This is a genomic window from Sphingobium sp. FW306-1B-F04DB, assembly GCF_058781925.1.
The window spans coordinates 39,977-54,563 of record NZ_JBYSXE010000005.1 but is presented as its reverse complement, the minus strand read 5'-3'; the positions used below and the strand labels follow the sequence as shown (position 1 = coordinate 54,563).

Genomic DNA, 14,587 nt, shown 5'->3' with positions numbered 1-14,587 from the left:
CGTTCACGCGCTATGGCGCGGAATTTCGACATCATCGTCGTGGGGGGCGGACATGCCGGTTGCGAGGCGGCGGCGGCGGCCGCGCGCAAGGGCGCGCGCACCGCGCTGGTTACCTTCTCGCGCGACACCGTTGGTGCCATGTCGTGCAACCCCGCGATCGGCGGGCTCGGCAAGGGGCATCTCGTCCGCGAGGTCGACGCCTTTGACGGGCTGATCGCGCGTGCTGCCGATCATGCCGCGATCCATTATCGGATGCTCAACCTGAGCAAGGGGTCCGCGGTACAGGGCCCGCGCGTCCAGGCCGATCGCCGGCGCTACAAGGCCGCGATCCAGGCACTGCTCGAGGCGCAGGACAACCTCGAGATCGTCGAGGGGGAGGCGGCCGCGCTGATCTTTGGCAATGAACGTGATCGCGTGACGGGCCTCGTGCTCGGCTCTGGCGAAACGCTCGGCGCGGGTGCGGTTGTGCTCGCGACGGGGACCTTCCTCAACGGCCGCATGTTCTGCGGCCCCGATGTCACGACGGGCGGTCGCGTGGGCGAGGCGGCCGCGCAGCGGCTGGGCGACCAGCTGCGCGCTCTGGAGCTGCCGATCGCGCGGTTGAAGACGGGAACGCCGCCGCGGCTCGACGGCCGCACGATCGACTGGGGCGCGCTCGACGAACAGCCCTCCGACGGCCTCGGCTGGACGATGTCGCCGCTCGGCGAGGGACGCGTCGCGCCGCAGCTCTTCTGCGGAATCACGCGCACCAATGCGGCGACGCACGACATCATCCGCGGCGCGCTCGACCGGTCGCCGCTCTACACGGGCGCGATCGATGCACTCGGCCCACGATACTGCCCGTCGATCGAGGACAAGGTCGTGCGCTTCGGCGACCGTGACGGCCACCAGATCTTTCTCGAGCCCGAGGGGCTCGACGATCACCTGATCTATCCCAATGGCATCTCGACCTCGCTCCCCGAGGACGCCCAGATCGCACTGGTCCGCAGCATGAGGGGGCTCGAACGCGCCGAGATCGTCCAGCGCGGCTATGCCGTGGAGTATGATCACATCGATCCGCGCGCGCTCGACTCCACGTTAGCCGTGCGTGGAGTAGAAGGGCTGTATTGCGCGGGACAGATCAACGGCACCACGGGCTATGAAGAGGCGGCGGCGCAGGGCCTGGTCGCGGGAATCAACGCAGCGGCGTTCGCGTCGGGTGGCGCGCCGATGATCCTCGATCGTGCATCGAGCTATATCGGCGTGATGATCGATGACCTCGTGCTCCAGGGGATCACCGAGCCCTATCGCATGCTCACCGCGCGCGCGGAGTATCGCCTCCGCCTGCGTGCCGACAATGCGGCGACGCGGCTGACGCCGATCGCGCTGGCGCTGGGCTGCGTCGGCGAGGAGCGGCGGACATGGTTCGACGCACGCAAAGCGACGCGCGCAGGGGTGCTTGCCGCGCTCGACCGCGAGGTGACCGCCGCAACGCTCGCGGGCGCGGGAATCGCCGTTGCGCTCGATGGCGGGCGACGCGCGCTCTATGAGTGGATGCGCTTTCCCGATATCGGGCTTGCCGAGATCGCACGGGTCAGCGATGCCTTTGAAGGGGTGCCGAGCGACCTGGCCGATGAGATCGCCGAGGATGCGCGCTACGCGCCCTATCTCGCGCGGCAGGAGGCGGAGATCCGGGAGCTGCGCGCTAACGAGTCGGTGCGGATCGACCCCGATATCGACTATCGCGCGATCGCCGGGCTATCGAATGAGATGAAGGAAAGGCTCGGAGCCGCGCGTCCCGAGACGCTCGCTGCTGCGTCGCGAATCCGCGGCATCACGCCTGCGGCACTGTCGGCGATCCTGATTCAGACCAAACGCGCTGCAGCATGACCGAAGATGAGGCGCGTGCCTGGCTCGAATCCGAAATCACTGTTTCACGTGAAACAATGGCGCGGTTCGAACGCTTCATTGCATTCCTGTTCGGCGAGGCGGAGCAGCAGAACCTGATCGCGGCCTCGACGCGCGACCATGTCTGGGCGCGGCACATCGTCGATTCGGCACAGTTGCTGCCCCTCTCCGCCGAGGCGGGCGAGGGCGCTTGGGTCGATCTAGGTTCGGGCGCGGGCTTCCCTGGCCTGATTATCGCCGCGCTCACCGACCGACCGATGGTGCTCGTTGAATCGCGTCGCAAGCGCATCGAGTTTCTCGAACGCGCGGCCGAGCTTCTGGGCGTCTCGAAACACGTCACGGTGCTTGGAGGCCGTGTCGAGACGGTCGCCGCGCCTTCGGCTGCTCTCATCAGCGCCCGCGCTTTCGCACCGCTTGACCGACTTTTTACCTTGGGCGCGAGATTTTCCCGTTCCGGGACGCTATGGTTGCTGCCCAAGGGAAGGAATGCGCAAAGCGAACTGGAAGCCGCGCGCGACACGTGGCAAGGTGTGTTCCACGTGAAACAGAGCGTCACCGACGCGGACTCGGCGATCATTGTCGCGCAAGGCGTCAAGCGGGGGAAATCATGATCCGGATAGCCGTTGCCAACCAGAAGGGCGGGGTGGGGAAGACCACCACTGCGATCAATCTTGCAACCGCGCTCGCGGCGACGGGCTGGAAGGTGCTGCTGATCGATCTCGACCCTCAGGGGAACGCCTCGACCGGCCTCGGCGTGAATCCCTCGGAGCGTGCGCGCTCGAGCTACGAACTTCTGACGGGCGACTGCACGCTCGACGAGGCCGTGATCGCGACCAAGGTGCCGCGGCTCGACCTCATCGCGGCGACGGTCGACCTGTCGGGCGCCGAGATCGAGCTCGTCGAGTTCGAGGACCGCACGCATCGTCTCGACAAGGCGCTGGCCGGTGCCTCCGACCGCTGGGACATTTGCCTGATCGATTGCCCGCCCTCGCTCGGGCTGCTCACGATCAACGCGATGGTCGGCGCACGCTCGTTGCTCGTGCCACTGCAGTGCGAGTTCTTCGCGCTCGAGGGACTCAGCCAGCTCCTCAACACCGTCGAGCGCATCCGCGCGCGCTTCAATCCCGAGCTGTCGATCCTTGGTGTCGCGCTCACCATGTATGATCGCCGCAACAACCTGACCGAGCAGGTCGCCGAGGACGTTCGCGCCTGCCTCGGCAATGTCGTGTTCGATACCGTCATCCCGCGCAACGTCCGCCTGTCCGAAGCGCCGAGCTATGGCGTGCCCGCGCTGATCTACGACATCCGCTGCGCGGGTTCCGAAGCCTATATGGGGCTCGCGCGCGAGCTGATCGGCCGCCTTCCGCTCAAGGCCAAGGCGGTGGCGGCATGAGCGACGCGATCGACACGGGCGCACCGCGCAAGCGCCATCACGGGCTCGGCCGAGGGCTGAGCGCGCTGCTTGGCGAGGTTTCACGTGAAGAACCCGTCGCCGCCGCGGCACCACGTGCGGGCGGGGTGCAGATGGTCGCGGTTGCGGACATGAAGCCCCATCCCGATCAGCCGCGCCAGCATTTCGACGAGGGCGCGCTCGCCGAACTTGCCGACTCGATCGGCCGCCGCGGCCTTATCCAGCCTATCGTCGTGCGCCCGCTGAACGGTGGCTACCAGATCGTCGCGGGCGAACGCCGCTGGCGTGCGGCACAGCGCGCACGCTTGCACGAAGTTCCTGTGATCGTTCGCGATTTCAGCGACTCCGAGACGCTCGAAATCGCGCTGATCGAGAACATCCAGCGCGAGGACCTCAACGCGATCGAAGAGGCGGAGGCATACAAGAAGCTCGCCACCGAATTCGGCCACAGCCAGGACGCGCTCGGCCGTCTCGTCAACAAGTCGCGGAGCCATGTCGCCAACATGCTGCGCCTGCTCGACCTGCCAAAGCCGGTGCGTACGCTCGTTGCCGAGGACAAGCTCAGCATGGGGCATGCGCGCGCGCTGATCACCGCGCCCGATCCAGAGGCACTTGCCAACGAAGTCGTCCGGCGCGACTTGTCGGTGCGCGAGACCGAGGCGCTGGCGCGTGCGGCGAAACCTGCGAAGACCGCGTCCGAAGCGCCGCTCGAATATAAGGGCAGCCGCGAGAACGCCGATATCGAGGCACTCGAGCGCCAGCTGGGTGACCTGCTGGGCCTGAAGGTCCGGATCAGCCACGGGGTGAAAAGCGGGACGGTAACGCTCGCGTACAACTCGCTCGACCAGCTCGACATGATCTGCCAGCGGCTGAGCGGCGAGCGGATTTGAGGCTGCCCCGAAGCGTCGCATGCACCGTCATGCCCGCGCAAGCGGGAATCCATGCTGAATCGACGAGCCTACTGAGCTAGCCGGGCTTACGCTGGATTTCCGCTTTCGCGGAAATGACAGCTAAACTGGTGGGACGTCGCCAAGGCTCAGGTGCCAAGCACCGCCCCGCCATTGGGAGAGCGACGCAAGTATATCAAACGCCGAGCCAGTTGAGCCCACCCGGAAGACCGCAAGCCGCATAATCCACCTGAAGCACCCTGCGCCTGCGCGGGCTGCTGGCCGCTTCCGACGCATGGAGGATTGGCGTCGCATAGACCCAGATGTCCCCGCGTTCGGCGAGGCAGGGCACAACCCCGCATTGTTCCACGACTTTTGGAATGTCGCCTTCCGCCACTCTTCCGAAGTGATGCGATCCCGGCGCTATCAGCAAAGGTGCATTGTCTTCGGACACCGAATCCAGATGGACGCGCAGCGTTACCATGCTTGCGAGCAGATCAAAGGGTGGGGCGACATGCTGCAGTCCGCCCTTGGTTGTCCACGGCCCAAACCCATCGAAATCGCGGCGTTGCTCTACGACAATCGTGCGGTCCTGATGCCATGCCAGCGACCAGTTGGTAGAGGGTGTTTTGTCGAACAGGATTGCGCGAACCGGCCGGCACGCCGCACCCAATATTTCAGCTCCGAGCGCGCCAATAGCACCTGATGATGCCAGAATGTCGCGCAGAGCCGCAATGCCATGCAGCCTTATGCCGGCGCGATCCCGCGCAAGGTGTGCAACGACACGCTCGATATCAACGAGCGATGCCGCAGCGGCGCCGGGAAAACGCTGCGCTCCGTCCGTCGCAAAAGTAAGCGAGTCGGAGTCGGTGCAAGAATGCGCGGCAGCCCGCATCTCGGATCTTGATCTACCGCGTCCGCGCCGCGGCCCTGCTGATCGCGATGAACTCGGCCTCGACCGCGATCGGGCCGACGGTGCCCGAGGCCTTCACCGCGCGTTCGGCGTCGAGCAGGCGGGTGAGGGCGGTGGTGAGGCGATCGCTGCGCCACAGGCCGATCTGGCGTTGGACGGTCGCTTTTTCCTTCCAGAACACTGCCTTGCCTGCGCCTGACGCCATGACGGCGTCGATGCTGCTGCCCTGATCGACGTCGCTGCGGAGCTGGGCGAGCAGCAGCGCGCGCCTGAGCACCGCGCGGATCAGCGGGATCCCCTCTATGCCCACCGCGGCAAGCCGCGCGAGCTCCCCGCCGACGCGATCGGGGTTGCCGCCCATCACGGCGTCGACAAGCCGGCCCATATCGCCCTCATCGGCATCGGCGCCGAGCGCGTCGATTGCGGCATGGTCGAGCTCGGCGGGACGATCGGGCGCGGCGTCGAGGTAAAGGGCGAATTTCTGGATTTCCTGGGCGAGGATCGCGCGATCGCCCGCGGCGGCTGCGGCGAGCCGCCTGGCGACGTCGTTGGAGGCAAGGCGGAGCCCCATGTCGCGTGCCATCGCGGCCGCGAGCCGGTCGGCATCCTGCCCCTCGGGCGCATAGCTCGCAAAGGCGAGGATCGCCTGCTGGTCGAGCGCATATTTGAGGAAGGCGCCCGTCGCGCGCAACGTGCCCGTGAGCGCCACGACCGGGTTGCCCGCCTGCGGGGCTTCGATCAGGGCCTGCACCGCGGCGAGCGCATCGTCGGCATTGGCCAGCGTCAGCCGGATATGCCGCGCGCCACCGAAGAGCGAGATTGCGGCGGCTTCATCCGCAAGGCGTGCGGGATCGCCCTTGAGCGTTGCCGAATCGAGTTCGATGCGCTCGGCATCGGGCCCCATCGCGCGTTCGAGGCGCTCGGCAAGCGCGCGCGAACCCGATTCATCGGGGCCGTGGAGCAGATAGAGACGGATATCGGGGCTGGGAGCGTCGAGCGCGCGCTCGATCTGGCCCCGATTAGCCTTCATGGGCGCTGGCCTTCACGGCGTCCCCGCGGGCGCGTCCTTGGAGCGCTGCCCGTACAGCGCGAGCCGCGTCACGATCTGGTCGGCTATCGCCTGCGAAAGATTCTCGAGCGCGGTGTTTTCGGCGGCGATCGTCGCATATTCGGAACTGACGATGTCGATACCCGCATCCGACCCCGCCGTGGCGTCGAGCACCACGGTGCCCTTGCCCGCCTCGACGAGCCGATAGCGTGCGCGCAGCGTGCGGCGCTCGCGCGTCACGGTGTCATCGCGGCGCACGCCGAAGCCCGTGATCTGGTCGTCAAGCTCGACCTCCAGCCGATAGGGCGCGCCGCCACCCTGCGCCACTGCGCCGAGACGATCGTTGATTGCGTTGCGGACGAGCCAGCCCGCCTTGCCCGGAATCGGCGCCACCTCGATCTGGCCGAGCGACTGCGCCACGGCGCCCTTCGAGCCGCCGCCATAGAGTGGACGCAGGCCGCAACCCGCCAGTGCCAGCGAGGCAAGGATCAGGGCTGCGGCCGCGCGCTTCATGCCACCAGATTGACCAGACGGTCGGGAACCACAATCACTTTCTTGGGGCTTGCGCCATTGAGCTGGCGCACGACATTGGGCGCAGCGAGTGCCATCTTCTCGAGCTCCTCGCGCGGCGTCCCCTTGGCGACGGCCAGCGTGTCGCGCAGCTTGCCGTTGATCTGGACCGCGATCGTCACCTCATCGTCGACGAGCAGCGCAGGGTTCACCTCGGGCCACGCCGCGTCGGCGACGAGGCCTTCCTCGCCCAGCTTCGCCCAGCCTTCCTCGGCAAGGTGCGGGACCATCGGGGCAACGAGGCGGACGACGGTGCGGATCGCCGCGTTGCGCGAGGCGGTGGGCTTGGCCTTCTCGATCGCGTTGACCAGCTCGTAGAGCTTGGCGACCGCCTTGTTGAACGAGAGATCCTCGATATCCTCGGCGACGCCCGCGATCGTCTTGTGGAGCTTGCGGTCGAGATCCCTGTCCTCGCCCTCGGCGGGTTCGAGCCCGTCGATCAGGCGCCACAGCCGGTTGACGAAGCGCCATGCGCCCTCGATCCCCGCCTCGGACCAGGGCAGGTCGCGTTCGGGGGGGCTGTCCGACAGCATGAACCAGCGCACCGCGTCGGCGCCGTACTGGTCGACGATCGGGCCGGGGTCCACGGTGTTCTTCTTGGACTTGGACATCTTCTCGACGCGGCCGCGCGCGACGGGTGCGCCGCCCGCGATCGCGACGATCTGTCCGTCGCGCGCCTCGACCTCCTGCGGCGACAGCCAGTTGCCGTCGGGCGCCTTGTAGGTCTCGTGCGTCACCATGCCCTGGGTGAACAGGCCGGTGAAGGGCTCCTCCACGTCGATCCGGCCGATCTTCTTGAGCGCGCGCGTCCAGAAGCGCGCATAGAGCAGGTGCAGGATCGCGTGCTCGACGCCACCGATATATTGGCCGACGGGCAGCCAGCTCTCGGCCACCTTCCGGTCGAAGGGCTGATCCTCCGGCTGGCTCGCGAAGCGGATGAAATACCAGCTTGAATCGACAAAGGTGTCGAGCGTGTCGGTCTCGCGCCGCGCGGGACTACCGCATTTGGGGCAGTCGACATGCTTCCAGGTCGGGTGCCGGTCGAGGGGATTGCCCGGAATGTCGAAGCTGACATCCTCGGGCAGCTTCACGGGAAGCTGGCTCTTGGGCACGGGCACGACGCCGCAGTCCTCGCAGTGGATGAAGGGGATCGGTGTGCCCCAGTAACGCTGGCGCGAAACCCCCCAGTCGCGCAGGCGCCAGACGGTGGTGCCCTTGCCCCAGCCTTCATGCTGCGCGCGCGCGATCACCGCCTGTTTGGCTTGCTCGACCTCCATGCCGTTGAGGAAGTGCGAATGGACGAGCCTGCCGGGTCCCGTATAGGCCTCGTTGCCGATCGTTTCGTTCTCATGCCCCTCGGGCGCGACGACGCGGTTGACGGGCAGGTCATATTTGCGCGCGAAATCGAGGTCGCGCTGATCGTGCGCGGGGCAGCCGAAGATCGCGCCCGTGCCGTAATCCATCAGCACGAAATTGGCGACATAGAGCGGCAGGTGCCAGTTGGGATTGAAGGGGTGCTGGACGCGCAGCCCCGTGTCGAAGCCCTTCTTTTCCGCCGTCTCGATATCGGCCGCGGCGGTGCCCGTCTTCTGGCACTCGACGATGAACTTCTGCAGCTCGGGGCTGTTCTTCGCCAGCTCCTGCGCGATCGGGTGATCGGCGGCGATCGCGGTGAAGCTGGCGCCATAGAGCGTGTCGGGACGCGTCGTGAACACCTCGAACCCGCCGGGGCGGCCGGCAAAGTGGAAGGTAAAGCGCATGCCGACGCTCTTGCCGATCCAGTTTTCCTGCATCAGCCGGACCTTTTCGGGCCATTGCTCGAGCGTGCCCAGCCCGGCGAGCAGATCGTCGGCGAAGTCGGTGATCTTGAGGAACCACTGGCTCAGCTTGCGCTTCTCGACGAGCGCGCCCGAGCGCCAGCCGCGGCCGTCGATCACCTGCTCGTTGGCGAGCACGGTCATGTCGACGGGGTCCCAGTTGACCGCCGATTCCTTGCGATAGACGAGGCCCGCGGCGTAGAGGTCGAGGAACAGCGCCTGTTCGTGGCCGTAATATTCGGGCTCGCAGGTCGCAACCTCGCGCGACCAGTCGAGCGCGAAGCCGAGGCGCTTCAGCTGCGCCTTCATCGCCTCGATATTGGCGCGCGTCCACGTCCCCGGATGGACCTTTTGTTCCATCGCGGCATTCTCTGCGGGCATGCCGAAGGCATCCCAGCCCATGGGATGCAGCACCTCATGCCCCGTCATCCGGCGGAAGCGCGCGAGGACGTCGCCCATCGTATAGTTGCGGACATGCCCCATATGGATGCGCCCCGAAGGATAGGGGAACATCTCGAGCACATAGGATTTGGGCTTGGCGCTGGCATCGGACGCGCGGAAGGTCTCGCGCTCGTCCCAGATTTTCTGCCAGCGCGCGTCAGCCGAAAGCGGATTGAAGCGCGAAGCCATATGTCAGGCCCGGGTCAACCGTAGAGCGCGCTGCGGCGAAGGTCGCGCGCCTTGGTGAGGATGATTTCCTCGAGCTTCTGGACGGTCGCGGCCTGGACGGGCGTGTCGACCCACTGGCCGTTCCGGTTTTCCTGGCGGAGCGCGGCGACCTTGAGCGCGTCGGCGCGCAGATCCTGGTCGAGGATTGTCACGGTCACCTTCATCCGCTCGTTGGGCGACGACGGGTTGGCGTACCAGTCGGTCACGATCACGCCGCCGTTGGAATCGGTCTGGACAAGGGGCATGAACGAAAGCGTGTCGAGGCTCGCCCGCCAGAGATAGCTGTTGACGCCGATCGTGGTGATCTTCGACGCCGCGAGGTCGTGCGTGCGGGGGTCGTTCTTGCGCGGTTCGATGCCGAGATCCTGCTTCACCCAATCGACCGTGCTGGCGCAGCCGCCAAGCAGGGAAAGAAGGGTGATCGCGGCGATGGCGCTGGTCTTGCGAGCCATGAAGAAATCCTTGGAAATATGCTCTGTCGGGGCCGTTATAGAAGCTCGCACGCGCTTGCCAAGCGCCCGTTTTTCGCGGGTATCATTCTACCTCTGTGTGCGAAGTGCAACATGTTGCGGAAATTTCGGGTAGTTCGCTGGAAATTCGCGCGGGGATCATGATATGGGCGGAATGAAGAATAAGGACTGATACCGGAACCATGAAGGCGAGTCGGGGATATTTGGCGATAGGGGGCGTGGCGCTTGCCGCGACCGGCCTGTTGCTTGCGCCCGCGATTTCGGCGGCGCGCGAAACCGCGCCGCTCTCGCCAAAGCCGCGGGTTTCCTTGATTGCACGCGGCGGCATCGGGTCCTTCACGCCGGCGGCGGCCGATCCCAGGCTTGCCGCGATCCTTGCCAAGAGCGAGCTCGCCAGCACCGGCTTCCGCTTCACGCCGACGAGCGAGTCGGCCAAGAATCGCCAGGTGACCGTCGCGGTCCGCGCGCGTGCAAGCGCTGCGGGCCAGTCGACCGCGCTACGCGGCGAGACGCCGACGATCGCCTCGCTGGGCATCGAGCCTTCGGCCTATAATCTCGGCGCCTCGGTCGGCTGGAAGCGCTTTGCTCTCTCGGGCGACCTGGCGCGCATCGACACGGGCCTCGCGCCCGGCAGCCGCGAGACGATCACCGCGGGCGCCAGCTACAATGCGCCGCGCTGGAGCGGACGCGTTCAGGTCGGCGCCGATCGTGGCATCGGCCATCAGCCACGCCTGATCGTGCCCGATACCGGCTATTCGCTCGACGTCGGCGGCAGCTACAGGCTGACGCGCAACCTCGATGTCACCGCGGGCGTGCGCTACCGTATGGAAGAGCGTGACCGCCTCGGCACGATTGATGACAACCGCCGCGACAGCCAGGCGGTCTATGTCGGAACCGCGTTCAGGTTCTGATCCTTCGGGGCGTGAGCCCGTCTATCGCCGCCCAGCCATAGCCACCAAGCTGCTTCGTCGTGCGCGCACGACGTGAATCCATGCCGCCTAGCGCGATCGCGGGGCGGCTCGACTGGCGCACGAGTGCGGCGAAGCGCACGGTGCCGAGCGCGCGCGCACCGGGATGCGATCGGGTGGGGTGGACGGGCGAAACGAAGACCATGCCGGCGCCATCGCCGATAGCACGCCGCAACTCCGCGGCGTTGTGAACGGGCGCGGTATGCAGGAGGCCCCCCGTGCCGCGCTCGCGGGCGTGAAAGCCGTCGGCGCCCCAGGCGCGCGCCTGCCGCGCGGGTCCGGCGAGTATGAGCATCAGCCCCTTGCGCCGGGCGAGACGGCGGACGTGATCGAACAGCGCACGACGCTCGGGCGTGGGTAGCGTATAATGGCGAAAGACGATCCCTGCGCCGCGTGGCAGCGCCGCCACCGCGGGAAAAAGCGCATCGCCCAGCCTTTCATCGGTCATCAGCCACAGGTCAGGCCAATAGCGGGGGTGGCGGTGCGTCATTGCGCTGCCTATAGCAGCGGCCATGTTCGAACAGGAAATTTCCGAAGCGGTCGCGCGCCGTGATGCCGTGCTCACGGCAATCTCCAGGGCCGCGGCGCTCGCCGGCCGCAAACCCGATGACGTGACGCTGGTCGCGGTGTCCAAGACGCACGATGCGCCCGCAATCCGCCCTCTGCTCGCCGCGGGCCAGAACGTCTTCGGCGAGAATCGCGTCCAGGAGGCCGAAGCCAAGTGGCCTGCACTCCGCGAGGAGGCCCCCGCCGTCGCCCTTCATCTCGTCGGTCAGCTCCAGTCCAACAAGGCAGAGGACGCGGTCGCATTGTTCGACGCGATCCACTCGGTGGACCGGCCTTCGCTGGTCGCCGCGCTGGCGAAGGCGATGGACAAGCTCGACCGCCGGCCCGACTGCTTCATCCAGGTCAACATCGGCGACGAGGCGCAAAAGGGCGGGTGCGCGATCGCCGATCTGACCGCCTTGCTTGCCGAGGCACGCACGGCCGCGCTGCCCGTCGTCGGGCTGATGTGCGTGCCCCCACTCGATGTAGAGCCGGCACCCTATTTCGCGTTACTCGCGAAGATCGCACGCGACCATGGGATCGGCGGACTCAGCATGGGCATGTCGGGTGATTTCGAGACCGCGATCACGCTGGGCGCGACGCAAGTCCGCATCGGCACCGCGCTGTTCGGAGCGCGGGGATGACGACACCGGATGCGCTTTGAAGCGATCATCTTCGACTGCGACGGCGTGCTCGTCGACAGCGAGGTCGCGGTCAATCGCGCGATCGCCGAAACGCTGACCGCGCTTGGCCTGCCGACCACGCTCGATCAGGCGATCGCCGATTTCACGGGGCACAGCAGCGAGGAGACCGACCGCATGATCGCCGCACGCTGGGGGCGGCCGATCCCGGACGATTTTCGTATCATGGTCCGTGAAGCGGTGCTTGCCGGTTTCGACGCGATTCCCATCGTGCCCGGCGCCGACAGCTTCATCGCCGCGCTGCCGCCCACGCCGCGCGCGGTCGCTTCGTCGAGCTCGACCGCATGGATCGTCGCACATCTCCAACGGCTTGGGCTCGCGCCACATTTCAACGGACATCTCTATAGCGGGCGCGAGCATGTCGCGCGCACCAAGCCCGCACCCGACATCTACCTTCACGCAGCCTCGGCGATAGGTGCTGAACCCGCGACGACAGTGGTCATCGAGGACTCACCCACCGGCGTGCGGGCGGCGGTTGCGGCGGGGATGACGGTGGTGGGGCTTTGCGCAGGGGGGCATTGCCGCCCCGGGCTCGACATCCTGCTGCGCGCGGCGGGGGCACGGCATGTCGCGGCGAGCTATGCCGAGGCGGCGCACCTTTTAAGGTAAGGCGCCAACCGAGCTCAATCCCACGCGTCATCCCAGCGGAAGAGCAGCGGGTCGGATCGTTCCCCGAACGATCCTTGAACATGCGGGGCATGTTCAACCCGATGCTGATCTGCCAACCAGATCACGCCCCGTTCTACAGAAGATGCCAGCCTTCGCTGGCATGACAGGTAAGCCGGTTACGGCCTCTTAGAGCTGGTGCCCCGTGCGGTCGCGCTTGGTGTCGAGATAGAGCTGATTGTACGGATTGGGCGCCATCTGGTGGGGTACACGCTCGATGACGTCGATGCCCTCGGCGCGCAATTTCTCGACCTTATTGGGATTGTTGGTCAGCAACCGGATCCGCTCCTGCCCGATCAGCCGCAGCATCTGTGCGGCAACGCCAAAGTCGCGCGCGTCGATCGCAAAGCCCAACCGCAGATTGGCATCGACGGTGTCGAAGCCCTGATCCTGCAGGCTGTAGGCACGCAGCTTGTTGATCAGCCCGATCCCGCGTCCTTCCTGCCGCAGATAGAGCAGGATCCCCCATTGCGCCGCAATCTCGTGGAGCGCGCCGTGCAGCTGCGGGCCGCAATCGCATTTGAGCGACCCCAGCACGTCGCCAGTAAGGCATTCGCTGTGCAGCCGCACGAGCGGCGGCGTGCCGTCGGGGGTGCCGACGATCAGCGCGACATGCTCGCCCGACTGGTCGGCGCTGCGGAATGCGACGATCTCCGAATGCTCGGCGACTTCGACGGGCAGCCGCGCGCGCGCCGCGATCACCAGCGCGCGCGAATCGTCATAAGCTGCGATGTCTTCGAGGGTGATCGTGACCTCGACATCGGCGGCATCGGCTGCGACGAAGAAGGCGGGGAGCAACCCTGCGAGCCGCGCCAGCTCGAGCGCGGCGGTCGCCGCATCCGATCCATCACAGGGCAGCGTCTGGTAGGGACCCTTGAGCGGGGTTGCGAGGTCGAGCGCCGGGTCGGCGAGCGCGACGGCGCCGGCGAGGTCGATCCACGGCGCGCGTGCGACGATCACGGGCTTTTCGGGCGCCGCGGCATCGATCTGGTTGGCTAGCTTGAGCGTCGCGGCGCGCGCAGCCGAGATCAGCACGCTCGCCTTGCCCGCGCCGTCGAACGCGGCAAGGCGCGGCGCGTCGGCGGTTTCGATCGCGAGCAGCGCGAGTGTCGCGTCGGCGCCGCGGATCGCGATCGGCCAGCCGCGCCTGAGCGCGTCGATGGCACGGGCGGCGGCGCGTGGCTCGCTCAAAAGCGGAACTCCGTGACAATCGGGATATGGTCCGAAGGCTTGAGCCAGCTGCGGCACGCCTCATGAACCTTGTGACTCACCGCCTGCCTGGCGACATCCTTCGACGCCCACATATGATCGAGCCGGCGTCCGCGATCCGACGCCGCCCAGTCGCGCGCGCGATAGCTCCACCAGGTATAGAGCCGCTCGGGCGGGGGAACGAACTGGCGGCCGAGATCGACCCAGTCATGCGCGGCCTGGAGCCGGCCCAGCGTCTCGACCTCGATCGGCGTGTGGCTGACAACGTCGAGCAGCTGCTTATGACTCCAGACGTCGGATTCGAGCGGTGCGACGTTGAAATCCCCGACGAGCAGCGTCGGCACCGCCAGCTTTTCGGACCACCCGATCATGCGCTCGAGGAAATCGAGCTTCTGCCCGAATTTGGGATTGAGACTGCGGTCGGGCACGTCGCCTCCCGCGGGCACATAGACATTTTCGAGGCGCAGCCCATTATCGAGCCGCACGCCGACATGCCGCGCCTCGCCATTGGCCTGCCAGTCGAGCCGGTCGTCCTCGCGGATCGGGATCCTGGAGATGATGGCGACGCCATGATGCATCGGCTGACCGTGGAGGATCTGGTGGTTGTAGCCGAGCTGGCGGAACGGACCCGCGGGGAAGGTGTCGTTGACCGTCTTGGTTTCCTGAAGACACAGGATGTCGGGCGCCTCCTCGCGCAGGAATCGTTCGACGATTTCTATGCGGAAGCGGACGGAATTGATGTTCCAGGAAGCGATCTTGAGAGTTTCGGACATGACAGGCCAGTAGCGGAGGTTGACACGATTACCAAGTGGGATGGCCGCCGCC

General features: G+C 66.6%; 15 protein-coding genes. 7 read left to right on the top strand and 8 right to left on the bottom strand.

Annotated elements, in window-relative coordinates:
• Positions 1 to 12 precede the first annotated feature (12 nt).
• Genes mnmG through AC3WJD_RS04560 form a run of 4 tightly spaced genes read left to right on the top strand, consistent with a single transcriptional unit; the run spans position 13 to position 4,188 of the window.
• Positions 13 to 1,869, top strand: coding sequence for a tRNA uridine-5-carboxymethylaminomethyl(34) synthesis enzyme MnmG (gene mnmG / locus AC3WJD_RS04575; RefSeq protein WP_492744948.1), 1,857 nt, complete (start codon positions 13 to 15; stop codon positions 1,867 to 1,869).
• Complete coding sequence (gene rsmG / locus AC3WJD_RS04570) at positions 1,866 to 2,498, top strand: 16S rRNA (guanine(527)-N(7))-methyltransferase RsmG (protein WP_492744946.1); 633 nt, start codon at positions 1,866 to 1,868, stop codon at positions 2,496 to 2,498. Before mnmG ends, rsmG begins: the two co-directional genes overlap by 4 nt.
• Complete coding sequence (locus tag AC3WJD_RS04565; protein ID WP_492744945.1) at positions 2,495 to 3,280, top strand: ParA family protein; 786 nt, start codon at positions 2,495 to 2,497, stop codon at positions 3,278 to 3,280. Before rsmG ends, AC3WJD_RS04565 begins: the two co-directional genes overlap by 4 nt.
• Entirely contained in the window at positions 3,277 to 4,188 is a 912-nt protein-coding gene (locus AC3WJD_RS04560; protein ID WP_492744943.1) for a ParB/RepB/Spo0J family partition protein, read from the top strand. The genes AC3WJD_RS04565 and AC3WJD_RS04560 overlap by 4 nt, the downstream gene beginning before the upstream one ends.
• Before the next feature lie 193 nt (positions 4,189 to 4,381).
• Here the strand turns inward: AC3WJD_RS04560 and AC3WJD_RS04555 are convergent, their stop codons facing one another.
• The 5 genes from AC3WJD_RS04555 to AC3WJD_RS04535 are packed head-to-tail and all read right to left on the bottom strand — an operon-like array spanning position 4,382 to position 9,654.
• Positions 4,382 to 5,080: a phytanoyl-CoA dioxygenase family protein gene (locus tag AC3WJD_RS04555; RefSeq protein ID WP_492744941.1), complete on the bottom strand. Its 699-nt coding sequence runs from the start codon at positions 5,078 to 5,080 to the stop codon at positions 4,382 to 4,384.
• A gap of 13 nt (positions 5,081 to 5,093) precedes the next feature.
• Positions 5,094 to 6,128 carry a DNA polymerase III subunit delta gene (gene holA, locus AC3WJD_RS04550; RefSeq protein ID WP_492744939.1) on the bottom strand — a complete coding sequence of 345 codons (1,035 nt, stop codon included), beginning with the start codon at positions 6,126 to 6,128 and terminating at the stop codon, positions 5,094 to 5,096.
• A 12-nt stretch (positions 6,129 to 6,140) separates the two neighbouring features.
• The gene (lptE, locus tag AC3WJD_RS04545; RefSeq protein WP_492744937.1) at positions 6,141 to 6,659 is read right to left on the bottom strand and encodes an LPS assembly lipoprotein LptE; all 519 of its coding nucleotides are present in this window, start codon (positions 6,657 to 6,659) and stop codon (positions 6,141 to 6,143) included.
• On the bottom strand, positions 6,656 to 9,163 hold the full coding sequence (leuS, locus tag AC3WJD_RS04540) for a leucine--tRNA ligase (protein ID WP_492744935.1): 2,508 nt from the start codon (positions 9,161 to 9,163) through the stop codon (positions 6,656 to 6,658). Before leuS ends, lptE begins: the two co-directional genes overlap by 4 nt.
• Before the next feature lie 14 nt (positions 9,164 to 9,177).
• A complete protein-coding gene (locus AC3WJD_RS04535; protein ID WP_492744933.1) occupies positions 9,178 to 9,654 on the bottom strand; it encodes a DUF3576 domain-containing protein in 477 nt (158 codons plus the stop codon).
• 221 nt (positions 9,655 to 9,875) lie between these two features.
• Here AC3WJD_RS04535 and AC3WJD_RS04530 point away from each other — a divergent pair, with 221 nt between their 5' ends.
• Positions 9,876 to 10,583, top strand: a complete 708-nt coding sequence (locus AC3WJD_RS04530) for a porin (RefSeq protein WP_492744931.1) — start codon at positions 9,876 to 9,878, stop codon at positions 10,581 to 10,583.
• Here AC3WJD_RS04530 and AC3WJD_RS04525 read toward each other — a convergent pair.
• Positions 10,573 to 11,130 carry a thiamine phosphate synthase gene (locus AC3WJD_RS04525; protein WP_492744930.1) on the bottom strand — a complete coding sequence of 186 codons (558 nt, stop codon included), beginning with the start codon at positions 11,128 to 11,130 and terminating at the stop codon, positions 10,573 to 10,575. The genes AC3WJD_RS04530 and AC3WJD_RS04525 overlap by 11 nt on opposite strands.
• A 22-nt stretch (positions 11,131 to 11,152) precedes the next feature.
• Here AC3WJD_RS04525 and AC3WJD_RS04520 point away from each other — a divergent pair, with 22 nt between their 5' ends.
• Together AC3WJD_RS04520 and AC3WJD_RS04515 are read left to right on the top strand one after the other, a co-directional pair.
• Complete coding sequence (locus AC3WJD_RS04520; RefSeq protein ID WP_492744928.1) at positions 11,153 to 11,830, top strand: YggS family pyridoxal phosphate-dependent enzyme; 678 nt, start codon at positions 11,153 to 11,155, stop codon at positions 11,828 to 11,830.
• 9 nt (positions 11,831 to 11,839) lie between these two features.
• A complete protein-coding gene (locus AC3WJD_RS04515) occupies positions 11,840 to 12,496 on the top strand; it encodes an HAD family hydrolase (protein ID WP_492744926.1) in 657 nt (218 codons plus the stop codon).
• A gap of 186 nt (positions 12,497 to 12,682) precedes the next feature.
• Here the strand turns inward: AC3WJD_RS04515 and ribA are convergent, their stop codons facing one another.
• Positions 12,683 to 13,744 carry a GTP cyclohydrolase II gene (ribA, locus tag AC3WJD_RS04510; RefSeq protein ID WP_492744924.1) on the bottom strand — a complete coding sequence of 354 codons (1,062 nt, stop codon included), beginning with the start codon at positions 13,742 to 13,744 and terminating at the stop codon, positions 12,683 to 12,685.
• The gene (locus tag AC3WJD_RS04505) at positions 13,741 to 14,535 is read right to left on the bottom strand and encodes an exodeoxyribonuclease III (RefSeq protein ID WP_492744922.1); all 795 of its coding nucleotides are present in this window, start codon (positions 14,533 to 14,535) and stop codon (positions 13,741 to 13,743) included. Before AC3WJD_RS04505 ends, ribA begins: the two co-directional genes overlap by 4 nt.
• Between the last annotated feature and the right edge of the window lie 52 nt (positions 14,536 to 14,587).

Coding starts and splice junctions, on each gene's coding strand:
- mnmG (WP_492744948.1), top strand. CDS start 13: ATGGCGCGGAATTTCGACATCATCGTCGTGGGGGGCGGACATGCCGGT.
- rsmG (WP_492744946.1), top strand. CDS start 1,866: ATGACCGAAGATGAGGCGCGTGCCTGGCTCGAATCCGAAATCACTGTT.
- AC3WJD_RS04565 (WP_492744945.1), top strand. CDS start 2,495: ATGATCCGGATAGCCGTTGCCAACCAGAAGGGCGGGGTGGGGAAGACC.
- AC3WJD_RS04560 (WP_492744943.1), top strand. CDS start 3,277: ATGAGCGACGCGATCGACACGGGCGCACCGCGCAAGCGCCATCACGGG.
- AC3WJD_RS04555 (WP_492744941.1), bottom strand. CDS start 5,080: ATGCGGGCTGCCGCGCATTCTTGCACCGACTCCGACTCGCTTACTTTT.
- holA (WP_492744939.1), bottom strand. CDS start 6,128: ATGAAGGCTAATCGGGGCCAGATCGAGCGCGCGCTCGACGCTCCCAGC.
- lptE (WP_492744937.1), bottom strand. CDS start 6,659: ATGAAGCGCGCGGCCGCAGCCCTGATCCTTGCCTCGCTGGCACTGGCG.
- leuS (WP_492744935.1), bottom strand. CDS start 9,163: ATGGCTTCGCGCTTCAATCCGCTTTCGGCTGACGCGCGCTGGCAGAAA.
- AC3WJD_RS04535 (WP_492744933.1), bottom strand. CDS start 9,654: ATGGCTCGCAAGACCAGCGCCATCGCCGCGATCACCCTTCTTTCCCTG.
- AC3WJD_RS04525 (WP_492744930.1), bottom strand. CDS start 11,130: ATGACGCACCGCCACCCCCGCTATTGGCCTGACCTGTGGCTGATGACC.
- AC3WJD_RS04520 (WP_492744928.1), top strand. CDS start 11,153: ATGTTCGAACAGGAAATTTCCGAAGCGGTCGCGCGCCGTGATGCCGTG.
- AC3WJD_RS04515 (WP_492744926.1), top strand. CDS start 11,840: ATGCGCTTTGAAGCGATCATCTTCGACTGCGACGGCGTGCTCGTCGAC.
- AC3WJD_RS04505 (WP_492744922.1), bottom strand. CDS start 14,535: ATGTCCGAAACTCTCAAGATCGCTTCCTGGAACATCAATTCCGTCCGC.